This window comes from Arthrobacter sp. P1_A5 (assembly GCF_056406825.1).
In genome coordinates this window covers 11,175-27,965 of the sequence record NZ_JBFTZL010000030.1, presented here as the reverse complement: position 1 = coordinate 27,965, position 16,791 = coordinate 11,175, and the positions used below count along the sequence as shown (strand labels likewise).

Below are 16,791 nucleotides of genomic sequence, written 5' to 3'. Positions count from 1 at the left end.
GTCTAGCCCCGACCGCGGACACGCGCGGCCCGGACTGCGGGCACCGGTGCGGCACCGGGCGGCCACCGCCGTCGGGGTCATGCCGCGACGGCGGGGCCACCGCCGTTGTGGTCATGCCGCGACGGCGGGTCGGATGTTCTGGTTGCCGCGGAACACGTTCCCGGGATCAAACTCAAGTTTCACTTCTGCCAGCCGGTTGTAGTTTTCGTCGCCATAGGCCGCGCGGATCCGGGCCTGGCCTTCGTCGCCGATGAAGTTCAGCCAGACGCCCCCGGTCGCGTAGGGGGAGATGTCCTGGCGGAAGCGTTTGACCCATGCCTTCGCGTCCTGCCCGCCCTGCGGGGTGTCGCCCAGGCCGAACGGGTGGCTCACCCAGCTGGCGGTCCGGTTCAGCAGCGGGGTGGCCGCGGCGGCCGGCCCGCTCACCGCCCCGCCCCAATGGGCGATCAGTTGCTGGGAGCTTGGTCCCGGGAGGTTCCGGGCCGAGTCGATGATGACGTCCAGGGCGTCGTCGGAGAGATCGTCGTGATAGTCGGCGCTCCAGTAGTTGTACTTGCCCGGCGGGTCGTCCAGGGAGCACTGGAAGTCTGCGTAGCCGGTATCTTCCACCAGGTCCACAACAGGGCCCAGTTCCCGGTATGCCTTGGCATGTTCTTTGCCTTCCTCGGCATCCCCGGCGAAGACATACACGACGTATACCGCCATCTTGCCCACCATGGCCGCGGGCACGAAGGGTTCCGCCGGTGCAATCCCGTAGATGAGGGTGGCGGACTCTTCGTTGGGAGCCGCGGAGGCCAGGTCCCGGTATCCGCGGCTGAGTTCCGGGGCTGCGTCCCCGGGCCACATCAGCACCCCGGCATGCACGCTTGGCCCCAGCTGATGCAGGCCGAACGTAAAGGAGGTGGCGACGCCGAAGTTCCCGCCGCCGCCGTGAAGGGCCCAGAAGAGTTCGGGATTCTCCTGGGCGCTGGCCGTCACCTGCTCGCCGGTGGCGGTGACCAGATCGACGGAGACGAGGTCGTCGCAGGCGAAGCCGAAGGCGCGCTCAAGCCAGCCGGACCCGCCCCCGAGCGTGAAACCCGCGAGCCCGGTCGTGGAGACCCGCCCGCCCGTGATGGCGAGGCCGTATTCCTGGGTGGCGCGGTCAAACTCGCCGCAGGTGAGGCCCGCGCCCACCGTGGCAGTGCGGGCCTCCGGGTCCACCCGCACGGATTTCATCGGACGAACGTCAATCACGAGGCCGCCGTCGTTCATGGACATGCCGGCTACGGAATGGCCGCCGGCCCGGACGGCGACTTCGAAGCCGTGTGTACGCGCGTACGCCAACGCCTCGGCCACCCCTTCAGGGCCGGCGCACGGGGCAATCACGGCCGGATGGCGGTCGATCATCGCGTTGAAGAGTCTTCGTGTTTCGTCGTATTCCGGGTGACCCGGCCTGACCCACCTCATGGCAGTGCTCCCTCGGTGACCGCAGCTCCGCCCCACTTTTCGAGCTTACGACTGCACGCCAGTTGTGGCTATGGCTCATTGCTTGGCCAGCCGCACACCGCCGGCGCCTTAGCCGCGGACACCTGTCCGCCGACCGGGTGTTCTGGCGTGGGCGGCTGGCGGGAGTGGACGGTGGGTTAGCCGCGGGCGTCGCGGACCGGGTGCTGGCTGACGATGGAAACCCGGTTGAACGCGTTCATCGTAATCGCCAGCCAGCTGACGGCGGAAAATTCTTCGGCAGTCAGGTGCCGCCTGGCCTGTGCGCCTTCGTGGTCGCGGGCATGGGCGTCAGAGATAGTGGTGATTGCCTCGGCCAGCGTCAGGGCTGCGCGTTCCTTTTCGGAGAACAGAGTGGTGTCGCGCCATGCGGGGAGGACGGCCAGGCGCTGGGCCGACTCGCCGTTCTTGACGGCATCGCCCACGTGCATGTCCAGGCAAAAGGCGCAGCCGTTGATCTGCGAAATGCGGACATTGAGCAACTCGATGAGTGTGTCGTCCAGCCCGGCCTCGACGGCGGCTTCCTTGGCTTTCAGGCCCAGCCCGTTGAGTGCGCGCCAGGCAGCGGGGTGAGCCTTGTCAAGGAATATGCTCCGGTGCCCGGGATCCTGCGGTGCCGTCGTGTCATTCATGGATTCCACAATACCGACGGGCCTCGGCACGGCCCGGAGCGGCGTGTGACAATTTTGTCAAACCTGTGACAAGCTTTGGGGGTGGGAGTGTTTGGTCCGGCGGCCGGCTCCTTGGGGGACCCAGCCGCCGGACCGCTCCTTCTGAGCCCGGACTTTCGGGCAGCTACTTCCGAGCCGGGCTACTCCTTCCGAGCCGGTCCAGGTTTCGCGCCACCGAGCTCCGCTAGGCCGGGCTTCACGGAGTTGGTTTGCGCAAGTTGTCGCTGGGGGACATGTCCAGTTTTCAGCCAATCGTGCGGCCGCGGGAGGACATGTCCAGTGGTCACGTCCGGCAGCGGGGGACATGTCCAGTCTTCAGGTCCGGGGATGGGCACAACGGGAGTATGTCCACTGGCACGGGGCAGCAGAGGGCATGCCCGGTGGTCACACGTGGCGGGGATGGACATGTCCAGTTTTTGGGCAGTTTGCGGAGCACGGGAGGACATGTCCAGTGGTCACGTCCGGCTGCGGGGGACATGTCCAGTCTCCAGGTCCGGGGATGGGCACAACGGGAGTATGTCCACTGGCGCGGGCCAAGGGAGGACATGTCCCGCGGACTCACAGGTGAGCAGGCGCGGCAGGAGCAGCACCAGCAGCATGGGAAGCCGCCGAAGCCGCACGGGCCAGTTCCGCCCCCGCGGCCTGCATGGCTGCCGGATCTCCGGCCACGATGATGCGGGCAAAGCTGTCGGCGTAGTCGCCGAGGTCCGGATCCACCGATCCCACCACCGCGTACACCGGCGTGGTGCCGGCACGGGCCAGGATGGCACCGATGATCTTCCCCTGGCCGGTCTGGGAATCCAGCCGGCCCTCGCCGACCACCACGGCGCTGCTGGCAGCCAGTTGCGCGTCGAAGCCCAGCAAATCCAGCACATAGTCCGCCCCTGACACCAGGCGGGCGCCGTAACGGGCCCACATTCCGCCGGAGAAGCCACCCGCCGCCCCGGTCCGGTCCACCAGCCGGGGATCGCGGCCGTAGTCCCGGGCGAACTCCGCCGCGAGCAGCTCGAGTTTGTGTGTCAGCAGCTCAACAGCGGCGGGCCCGGCTCCCTTCTGCGGCCCGAACACGCGTGCGGCGTCGGAAAAACGCGTCGTGACATCGCTCAGGATCACCAGCTCGGCGCTGCGGAGCCCGCCGCGTTCCTCGATCGCGGCGATGGCGCCGGCCCCGCCGTCGGTGGTGGCCGAGCCCCCTGCCGCCACCACGWTGCGGCGTGCGCCGTGCCGGGCGGCCTCCGCGATCATGACGCCGGTGCCGTACGTGCTCGCCGTCAGCGGGTCCCGGCCGCCGGCGGACGGCAGGTTGAGGCCGCTCGCGACGGCCAGTTCGACGACGGCGGTCCCGGTGGCGGTGAGCCCGACCGCCGCCTCGACGGGTTCGCCCCACGGCCCGACCGTGGTGACAAGGACGGGCCGGGCGTCCAGACCGCGGGCGAGGGCCTCGGTGGTGCCTCGCCGCCGTCGGCCACGGGCAGCTCGCGGGCCGCCGCGCCGGCCGAGCGGATGCCGGCCGCGATGTGCCCGGCCACCTGGGCCGCCGTGAAGGTGCCCTTGAAACTGTCCGGGGCCACCAGGATGCTCATCGGCTCAGAACCCTACGTTTTCCCGGCCCTTGAGGTGCAGCATCTGCCGCGCCTCGTCGGGGGTGGCGACCTCAAAGTTGAGGGCTTCCAGGATGGTGCGGATCCGGGTGACCTGTTCGGCGTTGGACGCGGCGAGCTGGCCAGGACCGATCCACAGGGAATCCTCCAGGCCCACCCGGACGTGGGAGCCCATGGCGGCGCCGATCGTGGCGAGCGGCATCTGGTTCCTGCCGGCGCCCAGGATGGACCACTCGTAGTCCTCGCCGAGCAGGCGGTCCGCCGTGCGGCGCATGTGCATGAGGTCCTCGGGGTGCGCGCCGATGCCGCCGAGCAGGCCGAAGACCGACTGGACGAACAGCGGGCCCCTGGCCAGCCCGCGGCCGTGGAAGTGCGCGAGGTTGTTCAGGTGCGAGATGTCGTAGCACTCGAACTCGAAGCGGGTGCCGTTCTGGTTGCCGATGCCCAGAATGGTCTCGATGTCCTGGAAGGTGTTCTTGAAGACGAGGTCGCGGCTCTTTTCGAGCCCTTCGCGCTCCCAGTCGTGGCCGAACTCGGTGAAGCGGTCCAGCATCGGGTAAAGCCCGAAATTCATCGAGCCCATGTTGAGGGAGGCAAGCTCCGGCTTGAACAGCGCCGCCGGCTGCATCCGCTCCTCGACGCTCATGTGCGGCGAGCCGCCCGTGGTGATGTTGATGACGGCGTCGGTGTTGCGCTTGAGCTTGTCCAGGATCGGGGCGAAGTGCTCGGGGTCCTGGGAGGGGCGGCCGTCCCTGGGGTCGCGGGCGTGCATGTGGACGATCGCGGCGCCTGCCTCGGCGGCGCCGATCGCGGCGTCGGCGATCTCGTCGGGGGAGACGGGCAGGTGCGGGGACATGGACGGGGTGTGGATGGCGCCGGTGACGGCGCTGGTGATGATGACCTTGCGGGCAGCAGCCATGGGAATGTCTCCTTGGTGGGCAGGGCGGGGCAGTGTGGGTGCGGGGCGGGCGGCGGCCTGGGGCGGACCGGCTCCCCAGGCAGTTCAGTTCAGTTCAGGTCAGTAGAGCTTTTCGGTGTTGCCGTCCACGGCCAGAGCCTGGCCGTGGACGTTGCGGGCCATGTCGCTGGCCACGAAGGCGGCCATGTTGGCGATGTCCTCGGCCTCGATCAGCCGGCCCAGCGAGGACTGGTTGTGGTACAGCGCGGACACCTCGTCCGCCGGCAGCTCGAGCATCCGGGCTTTGGCGGCGATGACGGAGTCGATGCGTGGGCCGTTGACGGCGCCGGGGCAGATGGCGTTGACGCGGATGCCGTCCGGGCCAAGTTCGATCGCGAGGGTTTTGGTCAGCCCGACGACGGCCCACTTCGACGCCGAATAGGCGCTGCGGCCGGCCATGCCCAGCCGCCCGGCGGCCGAGGACAGGTTCACGATAGAGGCGCCGCTGCCCTCGCGCAACAGGGGCAGGGCATGCTTGATGCAGAAGAACTGACCATGGATGTTGACGTCGAAGGTTGCCTTCCACGCCGCGGCGTCGAGGGATTCCAGGGGTCCGGTGGGCCCGGCGATGCCGGCGTTGTTGACGAGGACGTCGAGGCCGCCCATTTCGACCCGGACGGTGTCCATGAGTTCGCGGACCTGGCCCTCGTCCGAGACGTCGCTGACCGCGGCGAGGAGCCCGTTGACGCGGGCCTTGTCGACGGCGTCGGGGTCGATGTCGGTGACGAAGACGGTGGCGCCGAGTTCCCGGAACTTGCTGGCGATGGCCAGGCCGATGCCGTTGGCTCCGGCCGTGACGAGAATGCGCTTGGCAGTGAAATCCATGAGTAGTCCTTGCAGTGAGATGGCTTGCGGACCCGCTCCGAACCCGCGGGTCCGGAACGGGCGGTGGGAGCAGTGCGTCAGTGGGCGGCCGGAACAATCGCGGGCTTCTCCGTGCCGCGCTTGAGCAGCAGGGACAGCAGCGCGCCGATGACGCACATGCCCACGATGAACCACAGGCCGGAGAGCTTGGAGCCGGTGGCGTCCTGCATGAAGCCCATGACATAGGGGCCCAGGAAGCCGCCGCAGAGGCCGATGGTGTTGACGAAGGCGATGCCGCCGGCGAGGGCGGCGCCGCTGAGGCGAGTGGCCGGGTAGGTGAAGAGGATCGGCTGCAGGGCGAAGAAATTGAAGGCGGCGAGGCAGAAGCCGATCATGCCCAGCAGCGGCCCGCCGACGGCGCCGAGGGCGAAGCCTGCGACGATGCCGGTCATGGTGCCGGTGACCAGCATCCGGGAGCGGCGGCCGTCGGTGGCGAAGCGGGGGACCAGCAGGGCGCCCGCCGCGGAGAAGATCCACGGGATGGCCGTCAGCAGGCCGATCTGCAGCGGGCTGAGCTTGCCGTACGTGCCGATGATGGAGGGCAGGAAGTAGGACAGGGCGTAGACGGCGATCTGGTGGGTGAAGTAGACGCCGACGACGAGGAGGATCTGCTTGTCCTTCAGGACATCGCGCAGCAGGTGGTTGCCGGAGGCCGCGGCGCCGGCGGTCTCCTCGGCGGCGATGCGGGCCTCGAGATCGGCGGATTCCTCGGCGGTGAGGAACGTCGCCATGCTGGGGCGGTCCGGGAGCTTCTTCCAGACGACGTAGGCGAGGACGCAGGCCGGGAGTCCTTCGACGAGGAACATCCACTGCCAGCCGTGCAGGCCGCCGAGCCCGTCAAAGGTCAGCAGCAGCCCGCCCAGCGGGGCCCCGACAATGTTGGCGATGGAGACGCCGAGCAGGAACATTCCGTTGGCCTTGGCGCGGTCCTTGACCACGAACCACTGCGTCAGGAAGTACATAACGCCCGGGAAGAGTCCGGCCTCGGCCACGCCGAGCAGCATCCGCATGATGTAGAAGGACCATTCGCCCTGGACGAAGGCCATGCCGGCGGAGATGATGCCCCAGGTGATCATGATCCGCATGATCCAGAACCGGGCGCCGACCTTGTGCATGATCAGGTTGGACGGGATTTCGGACAGGGCATAGGTCAGGAAGAACAGCCCGGCGCCGATGCCGTACGCGGTGGCCGAGATGCCGAGGTCGATCTCCAGCCGGTCCTTGGCCATACCGATGTTGGTGCGGTCCAGGAAGGCCATGATGTAGGCGCCGATCAGCAGCGGCATGACGCGGCGTAAGATCACGCCGTTGATTTCCTGTGGTGTGCGCATCTTCTTTGTTGCGGATACAACTGACATGGGTCGGGGTCCTTGGCTCGTTGGCGGGATAGGTGGTCAGGGAGGGCATGCGGAAAGGGCAAACGGGAGGTAGGCGGCAGTGCGCGCGGCGCGTGGTTCGTCAGGGTCGCGGGAACGGGTGGGGCTGGCCGCGGACGAGTCGGCCCGCGCGTGGCGCGGCCTCAGCTGTCAGGAGGCGTGCAGCCGCACGTCCGCCCGACGTGCAGGCGGTGCCGGCACACTTTCGAGGTGTAGGTGGCGGACGGGGAATCGATGCGTTTGAGCAGCATGGCGAACGCCTCGTTGGCCATTTCCTGCTGCGGTTGGACAATGCTGGTCAGGTTGATCAGCCCGGAGCGGCTGTGCGGCAGCCCGTCACAGCCGGCGACGGCGACGTCGTCCGGGATGCGAAGGCCGCGCGACAAGGCGTATTCCATGACGCCGATGGCAAGCTCGTCGCTGCCGCACACCACGGCCTGCGGCGGCGTTTCGGCAGAGAAGAGCCGCCCTGCCGCCAGCCGGCCGCCCTCGTTGTTGACCCTGGTGCTGATCTTCCGGTCGCCGCTGATCGTGATGCCCGCCGCGGCGGCTGTGCGGACAAACGCCTGTTCGCGGGCCAGGGAGGCCGTTGAGAACCGGGGGCCGATCACTGTGGCGACTTCGGTGAAGCCGTGGCTGAGCATGTGCTGCATCAGCGTGGTGGCTGCCGCGTCGTCGTCGATCCCGACGAAATCCGAGTCGAGGAAGTCCGCCCTGCGGGACAGGCACACGTAGGGGATGCGGGCCGCCCTCAGCGTGCGGAGCGCGGTGGCGTCGTCCCGGAGCGAGGCGGCCAGGATGATGCCATCGACGTTGCGGTGCGCGAGTGTCGAGGTGACCTGGGCGAGCACCTCCGGATCGTCCTGGGTAGTGGCGACGAACACTTCGTAGCCGGACTCCGCCGCGGCCGTAATGACGCCCTGCGCCCAGCGCGGAAACATCGGATTGATGATGTTCGGCAGGATCAGCCCGATGACCCGGGTCCGCTGCGGGTCGGTTGACTGCGACGGCTTACGGGGCCTGAAGCCGAGCTCGTTCGCCACGTGGATGATGTGGCGCCGGGTCTCGGGCGAGACGCCGCCTTTGCCGTTGAGGACGTAGGAAACCGCAGCCGAGGAAACCCCTGCAGCGCGGGCAACGGCAGCGGCCGAAACCGGCGGTACGGGGCCGTCGACGGTGGCGCTTATGGCGTGTTCGTGCATGTCCGGCCCTCCTTCGCGTCGGTTCGTTTTGCTGTGACCCCAGTTACAGTAAGGAGCCCGCCGATCGTTAAGCAACGTTAAGTCATTCACGCGGGCCGCGCAGGCTAAGGGCCGCCGGGCATGCTCATTGTTCACGCCCGGCCCGAGGGGACATGCCCATTGTTTGTGGCCGGCCCGAGGGGACATGCCCAATGTTGGCGTCCGGGCCGGGGGGACATGTCCAGCCGTGGACCCGGGCGCTGGGCATAGTGGCACTATGTCCACTCTTCGGGCGCGGGGGAGGGCATGTCCCGCGGCGGGGTGCGCGGGTGAGGGCATGTCCCGCACCCGGGGCGCGCGGGGGAGGGCATGTCCCGCGGCGGGGTGCGCGGGTGAGGGCATGTCCCGCGGCGGGGGGTGTCCGGGTGGCCGCGGGCGGCCGGCCCTAGACAGGCGTTTCGCTGTCGGCAAACATGGAGCCAGCCTCCCTCATTTCAAAGTTGAGCGATGTAGACTCAACTTTGATATCAGGACCATTCCGGAAGGAGCCCTCGTTGGACGCCAAATTCACCACCAAGAGCCAGGAGGCCCTCGCTGCGGCCGCCATGAACGCCTCGACCGCGGGCAACCCGCAGCTCGAGCCCGCTCACTTGCTCAAGGCCCTCATGGACCAGCGGGAGGGCGTCGCCGTCGCGCTGCTCCGCGCCACCGGCGCCGACCCGGACGCCGTCAGCGTCCAGGCGAGCACCGCCATCAAGGCCCTTCCGTCGACCTCCGGGAGCAGCGTGCAGCAGGCGCAGTTGTCCCGGGCAGGGCTGCAGGCGATCAAGAATGCCCAGAACGAGGCCGAGCGGCTCGGGGACGCCTTTGTTTCCACCGAACACCTGCTGCTGGGCCTTGCCGCCGGGACCGACGGCGTCGGGAAGCTCCTGCGCCAGGCCGGCGCCTCCCACGAGGCGCTGCTGGCCGCCCTCCCGGGCGTCCGCGGCGACCGCAAAGTGGACAACGCGGACCCGGAAAACTCGTTCCAGGCGCTGGAGAAGTACGGCACGGACCTCACGGCGGTCGCCCGCTCGGGCAAGCTGGACCCTGTGATTGGCCGCGATGCCGAGATCCGGCGGATCATCCAGGTCCTGAGCCGCCGCACCAAGAACAACCCCGTCATCATCGGCGAGCCCGGCGTCGGCAAGACCGCCGTCGTCGAGGGTCTCGCCCAGCGGATCGTGGAAGGCGACGTGCCCGAAAGCCTGCGCGGCAAGACGCTGATCGCCCTGGACCTCGCCTCGATGGTGGCCGGGGCGAAGTACCGCGGCGAATTCGAGGAGCGGCTCAAGGCTGTCCTGGAGGAAATCAAGAACTCTGAGGGGCAGATCGTCACGTTCATTGACGAGCTCCACACGGTGGTGGGTGCCGGCGCCACCGGGGACAGCTCCATGGATGCCGGCAACATGCTCAAGCCCATGCTGGCCCGCGGCGAGTTGCGCCTCATCGGTGCGACCACGCTGGACGAGTACCGCGAGAACATCGAAAAGGACCCCGCCCTGGAGCGCCGGTTCCAGCAGGTCTACGTGGGCGAGCCCAGCGTGGAGGACACCATCGGCATTCTGCGCGGCCTCAAGGAACGCTACGAGGCCCACCACAAGGTCTCCATCTCCGACTCCGCCCTCGTAGCGGCCGCGACGCTCTCCAACCGGTACATCTCCGGCCGGCAGCTGCCGGACAAGGCGATCGACCTCGTGGACGAGGCCGCGTCCCGGCTGCGCATGGAAATCGATTCGGCCCCAGAGGAGATCGACCAGCTGCGCCGCCAGGTAGACCGCCTGACCATGGAGGAACTGGCCCTGGCCGGCGAGACCGATCCCGCCTCGGTGGAACGGCTCGCGGCCCTGCGGGCGGACATGGCGGACAAGAAAGAGGAACTCGCGGGCCTGAACGCCCGGTGGGAGGCCGAGAAGGCGGGCCTGAACCGGGTGGGCGACCTGCGGGCCAAGCTTGACGAGCTCCGCTCCGCCGCGGACAAGGCCCAGCGCGAGGGGGACCTGGAGACCGCATCCAGGATCCTCTACGGCGAGATCCCCGCCCTGGAACGGGAACTGAACGCCGCCGCCGAGGCCGAAGCGGCCGTGCCGGACAAGTCCGGGCAGATGGTGGCCGACCAGGTTACCGCCGACGACATCGCCGAGGTGATTTCGGCCTGGACCGGCATCCCCGCGGGGCGCATGCTCCAGGGCGAGAGCCAGAAGCTGCTGAACATGGAGCACGTGCTGGGCGAGCGGCTGATCGGCCAGAAGCAGGCCGTCGCCGCGGTCTCCGACGCCGTGCGCCGCGCCCGCGCCGGGATCAGCGACCCCAACCGGCCCACCGGCTCGTTCCTGTTCCTCGGCCCCACCGGCGTCGGCAAGACCGAACTCGCCAAGTCCCTCGCGGACTTCCTGTTCGACGACGAGCGCGCGATGGTGCGGATCGACATGTCCGAATATTCGGAGAAGCACTCCGTGGCCCGGCTCGTCGGGGCGCCTCCCGGGTACGTCGGCTACGAGGAGGGCGGCCAACTTACCGAGGCCGTGCGGCGGCGCCCGTACTCCGTGCTGCTGCTTGACGAAGTGGAAAAGGCCCATCCGGAGGTCTTTGACATCCTCCTGCAGGTGCTCGACGACGGCCGGCTCACCGACGGGCAGGGCCGCACCGTGGACTTCCGCAACGTGATCCTGGTGCTCACCTCGAACCTGGGCAGCCAGTTCCTCGTGGACCCCAACCTCGACGCCGCGGCCAAGAAGAACGCCGTCATGGCCACGGTCAACGCTTCTTTCAAGCCGGAGTTCCTCAATCGGCTCGACGAAGTGGTGCTGTTCGATCCGCTGAGCGTGGAGGAGCTCTCCCGGATCGTGGAACTGCAGGTCAAGGAGCTGGGCGAGCGGCTCAAGGGCCGCCGGCTGAACCTCGAAGTTACCGAGGGTGCCCGCGCCTGGCTGGCCGTATCCGGCTTCGATCCCGCGTACGGCGCGCGGCCGCTGCGCCGCCTGGTGCAGCGYGAGATCGGCGACCGGCTCGCAAAGGCCATCCTGGCCGGCGAAATCGCCGACGGCGACACCGTCCTGGTGGACACCGCGCCGGACCTGATGGAACTCACCATGGGCGGCCTGGGGGACAGGGAGCTGACCAGCGGCGGCGCGGCCACGGGCACCGGGCTCTCGGTCCGGCGCAAGGAGTAGGCGCCGGCCCGGGTGCGCTCGGTGCCACTGGCAGCCCGGTCCCGTCCCGGCCGCCAGTGGCGCTCAGCACCCTGCCGGCGGGCCAACACCGTGCGCCTTGCCAGCGCACTTGGCCGGGCAAGCCTAGGGCAGCAGGGACTCCTTGATGACGTTTCCACCGTTCGCCGCGGCGTAGCAGTCGACCCGCCGGTCGCCCATCTCCCAGCTGCGCGGGCTCGGGTAGGCCAGCTTGTAGCTCAGGTCGTAGTCGCCGGCCTTTGCCGTGAGCGGAGCCGCCTTGCAGGCATCGCGGGCCTTCTGCTTGAGCTGGTCCCGGCCGGGGTACGAGTCATCTGGCCCGTATTTTTCCACCGCGACCAGCTGCGCCGAGTGGCCGGTGGCGCAATCCACGACGGTGGACTGTTGCGCATCCGGGTCGAAGTCCTTGAAGCAGTCCCGCAGCTGGAAGTCCAGGGGGCTGACGCCTTCCAGCGGCAACGCCCCGCGGCTGGCGGGGGCGGACGCCGACGAAGCGGCGGGGGCCGGGCTGTCGTTGTCCGCGGAGGCCTGGCCGCTGCCGGCAATTGCGGCCACAGCCCACCAGACCAGAAGCGCAAGCACCACGAGGACCGCCGCGGCCACGCCGAGCCGCTTTGGCCCCTGCCGGCGGATCCGGCGGACCAGGGGACGTGCCCGCCGTGAGAGAGCCTTCTTGGTGCGTGAGAGCGCTTTCCTGGCGCCGGCGAACGCGGTGCCGGCAAGGGCCGGGCGCGCGGGCTTCGCCGCTGCGGGTGCCGCCGCAGGATTCGTGGGCCGCGCACGGTCGGCTGTAATGACGGGCAGGGCGGACGTCGGCGGCCTCGAGGGCGGCGGCGGGATAGTCCCGGCGTCGTTCCTTGGATTCTCTTCGGTCACTGAGAAATTCACCACTTCCGTGCGTCTTTGCCGGGGCTGGAGGCCCGGCGTAGCGGCCCTTTTCTGGGCGCACATCACGAAACTCTATCGAAGATGCGCGGCACCGCGCATGCGCCAGCGGCTGCGGCCACCGTTGCGGGAGGCGCCACACTGTCCACAGGGGGCGGGCCGGCGAGCAGTTGGCGCCGAAAGCATGTAATCTAGGTGTACGACAAATTGACCAAACATTCCGGGGCCTCACCGATCGCCAAAAGGTGACCACCTCCGGTCCAAGTACAAAAGGGGGTCACGCCATGGGGCGCGGCCGTCAAAAGGCAAAAGCTACCAAGCAGGCTCGGGACATCAAGTACTACTCCCCGAACACTGACTATTCGGCCCTTCAGCGCGAGCTCACGGGCCCGGGAAGTCGTGCCACGAGCCACTTCGCGGATGACCCGGTTGAACCGGATTATTCAGCGTATGTGGATAAGTACGCGGACGATGTGGAAGACGACGACGACGAGGTTGATTCCCGTCGCATAGGTTAGTCGACGCTTCCTTCCGGCAGTTTTCTCCGGGGGATCCATCCGGCACCGCGGTGCCAGCCAAAGATTTTCGGGCCGCCGGCCACACCTGTAACAGGCGTGGCCGGCGGCCTTTCTTGTGCCCGCAGCCGTCCGTATCCGGGCCGGCCGGCTGGCCCGCGCTGCGCCGCGGATGAGCGCGGATGAGCCGGCGCAGTTGTCACCGGCGGGGCGCCGGGCTAGGTTGTTCGTGCCGGATTTTCCCGGACGCCACACCGATGCCCCGGAAGGACTGCCATGACCATGCGCAAAGGATTCGCCGAGGGCGAGCTCTGCTGGACGGACCTCCAGACCCCCGACGTGGAGACGGCGAAGGTCTTTTACTCGGAGGTTTTCGGCTGGCGGTTTGAAGACCTGCCCACTCCGGACGGACGCAGCTACGCGAAAGCCTTCCTGGGCGACGACCTGGTTACCGTGCTCGCGCCGCAGAACCCCCGGCAGGAAGCCGCGGCGGAACCGGGCCGGTGGAACGTGTACTTCGCGGTCGACGACGCGCGGGACCTGGCCACCGAACTGGCCCATTCTCCCGGGCACCTTGAATTCGGCCCCGAGGAGATCGGTGACACCGGCGTCATGGTCTTCTTCGCCCCGCCCGGCGGCGGAACCACCGGGGCCTGGCAGGCCGGCAGCCACATCGGAGCCGGCCGGAGCCAGGAGGCGGGCACCTTGGCCTGGGCTGAACTGCTCACGCCGGAGCCGCAGGCCGCCGTCGGCTTCTTCCAACAGCTCTTCGGGCACGACGTGACCGAATACCCCCAGGACGACGGCGGCACCTACACCACGCTCATGGTGGGCGGCGCCGAGGTGGCCGGCATCGCCCGGGTCCCCGGCGACGCGCAGGACACCCTCGAGCCGGGCTGGCAGGTCTACTTCGGCGTCTCCGACGTCGCAGCGGCGGTGCAGGCTGCGGTGGCCGCGGGCGGCGTCGTGCTGATCGAACCGGATGAGATCGAGGAAGCCGGCACCATCGCCACCCTCAGAGATCCGCAGGGCGGCGTCTTCAGCCTGCTGGAGGTTTAGGGCCGCGGCTTAAACGGATCGAGTGCTCCCCAGCTGCCGTTCTGAGCGTTCAAAACGGCAGCTGGGGAGCACTCGACATGGGTCGGGCCCGTTTAGGCGTAGGCGTTGACCAGCCTGACGGCGCCGCCGTCGACGCCCTTGGCGCCCTGGACGTAATCCGGGCCGGTTTTGAGGACCGCATCCGAGTTCTGCTCGACGGTGCCCATGATCCAGGACGGCAGGCCGCGGTCGTTGAGCCGGTTCACGGCGGCGTCGGCCGCTTCCGGCGAAACAATGGCGACCATGCCCACGCCCAGGTTCAGGGTGCGCTCGAGGTCGGCCAGCGGGACGTTGCCGAGCTCGGAAACCAGCTTGAAGATGGCCGGGAGCTCCCAGGTGGAGCGGTCGACGGTGGCCAGCAGGCCCTGCGGGAGGACGCGGGCGAGGTTGGCTGCGAGGCCGCCGCCGGTCACGTGGCTGAAGCCGTGGACGGCCTTGCCGGCCGCGGAGCCGTTCACCGGGAAGGTGCGGGCGAGGTCCAGGCAGTCCGCGGCGTAGACGCGGGTGGGCTCGAGGAGCTCCTCGCCCAGGGTGCGGCCGAGCTCGGAGACCTGGCGGTCCAGGGCCCAGCCGGCGTGGTTGATGACGCGGCGGACCAAGGAGTAGCCGTTGGAGTGCAGGCCGGAGGAGGCCATGCCGATCACCACGTCGCCGGCGCGGACGCGGTCCGGGCCGAGCAACTGGTCGGCCTCGACGACGCCGGTGGCGGCACCGGCGACGTCGTACTCGTGTTCACCGAGCAGGCCGGGGTGTTCGGCGGTTTCGCCGCCCACCAGGGCGGTGCCGGCGACGGAGCAGGCGGCCGCGATGCCGCGGACGATGTCGGCGATGCGCTCCGGGACCACCTTGCCGCAGGCGATGTAGTCGGTCATGTACAGCGGTTCTGCGCCCACGACGACGATGTCGTCCACCACCATGCCGACGAGGTCGTAGCCGATGGTGTCGTGGATGTCCATGGCCTGGGCGATTGCCACCTTGGTGCCGACTCCGTCCGTGGAGGTGGCCAGCAGCGGGCGCCTGTAGGTCAGCAGCCGGGAGACGTCGTAGAGGCCCGCGAACCCGCCGACGCCGCCGATCACCGAGGCGTTGTGGGTTGCCTTGACGGCGTCCTTCATGAGTTCGACGGCGCGGTCTCCCGCTTCGACGTCGACGCCGGCGGAGGCGTAGGTGATGCCGGCGTTCTGGGCGGCGTTCATGTCAGCGGCCGGGGAGGCGGAAGTCATACTGGCTCTTTCTTGTCGGCTGTGGTGACGCGGTCGGCATCGGTGAGCAGTTCTTCGAATTCTGAGTCCGGCCCCGGATCGCAGCCGGTGGCGCCGGCCTTCTCGGCCGGATCGTCGGAGATCGACGTGCCGGGTTCGGCGTCGGACGCTGCGGAGGCCGCGGGCGCCGCGCCGGAAGCAGCCGTGGCGGGCGGGAGGCCGCCGAGGTCGGTGCGCTCGAGCAGGTTCTTGCCGAGCTTGTCCGCGCCGGGCAGCTCGATCGGGTACTTGCCGGTGAAGCAGGCGGTGCAGAGACGCTCGCGCGGCTGGCGGGTGGCGTCGATCATGCCGTCTTCGGAAATGTAGGCGAGCGAGTCGGCGCCGATGGCCTGGGTGATCTCGTCGATGGTGGCGCCGTTGGCGATCAGTTCCGCCCGGGAGGCGAAGTCGATGCCGTAGAAGCAGGGCCACTTGACCGGCGGGGAGGAAATCTTGATGTGGACGCTTGCGGCGCCCGCCTCCCGGAGCATCCGCACGATGGCGCGCTGGGTGTTGCCGCGGACGATCGAGTCGTCCACCACCACGACACGCTTGCCGCGGATCACGGATTCGAGGGCGTTGAGCTTGAGCCGGATGCCGAGCTGGCGCAGCGTCTGCGAGGGCTGGATGAACGTCCGGCCCACGTAGGAGTTCTTGACGAAGCCGTGCGCGAAGGGGATGCCCGATTCCTCGGCGTAGCCGACCGCAGCGGGGGTGCCGGATTCCGGCACGGGGATGACGATGTCCGCTTCCTGGGTGTTTTCGCGGGCCAGCTGGCGGCCCATTTCGACGCGGGATTCGTACACCGAGCGGCCCGCAATGGAGGCGTCCGGGCGGGCGAGGTAGACGTATTCGAAAACGCAGCCGGCCGGCGTCGCCTCGGCGAAGCGCTGCGAGCGGACGCCGTCCTCGTCGATCGCGATGAATTCGCCGGGTTCGATTTCGCGGATGAAGCTGGCGCCGACGGTGGCGAGGGCGGACTGCTCGGAGGCAACCACCCAGCCGCGTTCAAGCCGGCCCAGGCACAGCGGGCGGATCCCGTAGGTGTCGCGGGCCGCGTAGAGGGTGCCCTCATCCATGAAGACGAAGCAGAAGCCGCCCTTGATCTTGGGCAGCAGCTCCATGGCCGTCTGCTCCAGGGACTTGCCCTCTTCGCCCTCCAGGAGCGCGGTCACCAGGGCGGTGTCCGAGGTGTTGCCCTGCTTCATCTCGCCGCTGAGGTTCCCGCCGTTGCGGTCCTCGATCATCGCCTTGAGCTCGGCCGTGTTGGTCAGGTTGCCGTTGTGGGCCAGGGCCACGGTGCCCGTGGACGTCGCGCCCAGGGTGGGCTGGGCGTTGGCCCAGTGGCTCGCACCGGTAGTGGAATAGCGGCAGTGGCCGACGGCCAGGTGCCCGGTCAGGGTGTTCAGCGTGGTCTCGTCGAAGACCTGGGAAACGAGGCCCATGTCCTTGTAGACGTTGATCCGCTTGCCGTCGCTGGTTGCTATGCCAGCCGACTCCTGACCGCGGTGCTGCAGTGCATACAGCCCGTAGTAGGTGAGTTTTGCTACTTCTTCACCGGGTGCCCAGACCCCAAAGACGCCGCATGCGTCCTGAGGGCCTTTTTCGCCTGGGAGAAGATCATGAGAAAGTTTTCCATCGCCGCGTGCCACTGGTCGATTATCTCACGATGTGCGCTAAGACTTT

At 68.6% G+C, this 16,791-nt stretch carries 12 protein-coding genes and 1 pseudogene; 3 read left to right on the top strand and 10 right to left on the bottom strand.

Annotated elements, in window-relative coordinates:
• Window positions 1–111 precede the first annotated feature (111 nt).
• The 7 genes and pseudogenes from AC1D1S_RS07395 to AC1D1S_RS07365 all read right to left on the bottom strand — a co-directional run bounded on the left by AC1D1S_RS07395 (window position 112) and on the right by AC1D1S_RS07365 (window position 8,157).
• Complete coding sequence (locus tag AC1D1S_RS07395) at window positions 112–1,449, bottom strand: FAD-binding oxidoreductase (protein WP_476943217.1); 1,338 nt, start codon at window positions 1,447–1,449, stop codon at window positions 112–114.
• Between the two features lie 176 nt (window positions 1,450–1,625).
• A complete protein-coding gene (locus AC1D1S_RS07390; RefSeq protein WP_243180643.1) occupies window positions 1,626–2,117 on the bottom strand; it encodes a carboxymuconolactone decarboxylase family protein in 492 nt (163 codons plus the stop codon).
• A gap of 597 nt (window positions 2,118–2,714) precedes the next feature.
• Window positions 2,715–3,739, bottom strand: a pseudogene (locus AC1D1S_RS07385) (glycerate kinase).
• 4 nt (window positions 3,740–3,743) lie between these two features.
• The gene (kce, locus tag AC1D1S_RS07380; RefSeq protein WP_243180645.1) at window positions 3,744–4,676 is read right to left on the bottom strand and encodes a 3,5-dioxohexanoate:acetyl-CoA acetone transferase; all 933 of its coding nucleotides are present in this window, start codon (window positions 4,674–4,676) and stop codon (window positions 3,744–3,746) included.
• A gap of 99 nt (window positions 4,677–4,775) precedes the next feature.
• Entirely contained in the window at window positions 4,776–5,540 is a 765-nt protein-coding gene (locus AC1D1S_RS07375; protein WP_243180646.1) for an SDR family oxidoreductase, read from the bottom strand.
• 77 nt (window positions 5,541–5,617) lie between these two features.
• Window positions 5,618–6,937, bottom strand: coding sequence for an MFS transporter (locus AC1D1S_RS07370; RefSeq protein ID WP_243180647.1), 1,320 nt, complete (start codon window positions 6,935–6,937; stop codon window positions 5,618–5,620).
• 161 nt (window positions 6,938–7,098) lie between these two features.
• Window positions 7,099–8,157: a LacI family DNA-binding transcriptional regulator gene (locus tag AC1D1S_RS07365; protein ID WP_476994127.1), complete on the bottom strand. Its 1,059-nt coding sequence runs from the start codon at window positions 8,155–8,157 to the stop codon at window positions 7,099–7,101.
• Between the two features lie 533 nt (window positions 8,158–8,690).
• On the opposite strand from AC1D1S_RS07365, the gene clpB reads away from it, so the two are divergent.
• Window positions 8,691–11,348 carry an ATP-dependent chaperone ClpB gene (clpB, locus tag AC1D1S_RS07360; protein WP_476994126.1) on the top strand — a complete coding sequence of 886 codons (2,658 nt, stop codon included), beginning with the start codon at window positions 8,691–8,693 and terminating at the stop codon, window positions 11,346–11,348.
• A 123-nt stretch (window positions 11,349–11,471) separates the two neighbouring features.
• Here the strand turns inward: clpB and AC1D1S_RS07355 are convergent, their stop codons facing one another.
• Window positions 11,472–12,242: a septum formation family protein gene (locus AC1D1S_RS07355; RefSeq protein ID WP_243180650.1), complete on the bottom strand. Its 771-nt coding sequence runs from the start codon at window positions 12,240–12,242 to the stop codon at window positions 11,472–11,474.
• A gap of 293 nt (window positions 12,243–12,535) precedes the next feature.
• On the opposite strand from AC1D1S_RS07355, the gene AC1D1S_RS07350 reads away from it, so the two are divergent.
• Window positions 12,536–12,769, top strand: coding sequence for a DUF3073 domain-containing protein (locus AC1D1S_RS07350; protein WP_018774150.1), 234 nt, complete (start codon window positions 12,536–12,538; stop codon window positions 12,767–12,769).
• Between the two features lie 273 nt (window positions 12,770–13,042).
• On the top strand, window positions 13,043–13,825 hold the full coding sequence (locus AC1D1S_RS07345) for a VOC family protein (protein WP_476945968.1): 783 nt from the start codon (window positions 13,043–13,045) through the stop codon (window positions 13,823–13,825).
• A 92-nt stretch (window positions 13,826–13,917) separates the two neighbouring features.
• Here the strand turns inward: AC1D1S_RS07345 and purM are convergent, their stop codons facing one another.
• Both purM and purF read right to left on the bottom strand, forming a co-directional pair.
• The gene (purM, locus tag AC1D1S_RS07340) at window positions 13,918–15,087 is read right to left on the bottom strand and encodes a phosphoribosylformylglycinamidine cyclo-ligase (RefSeq protein ID WP_243180652.1); all 1,170 of its coding nucleotides are present in this window, start codon (window positions 15,085–15,087) and stop codon (window positions 13,918–13,920) included.
• On the bottom strand, window positions 15,084–16,757 hold the full coding sequence (gene purF, locus AC1D1S_RS07335) for an amidophosphoribosyltransferase (protein WP_028275477.1): 1,674 nt from the start codon (window positions 16,755–16,757) through the stop codon (window positions 15,084–15,086). The genes purM and purF overlap by 4 nt, the downstream gene beginning before the upstream one ends.
• Between the last annotated feature and the right edge of the window lie 34 nt (window positions 16,758–16,791).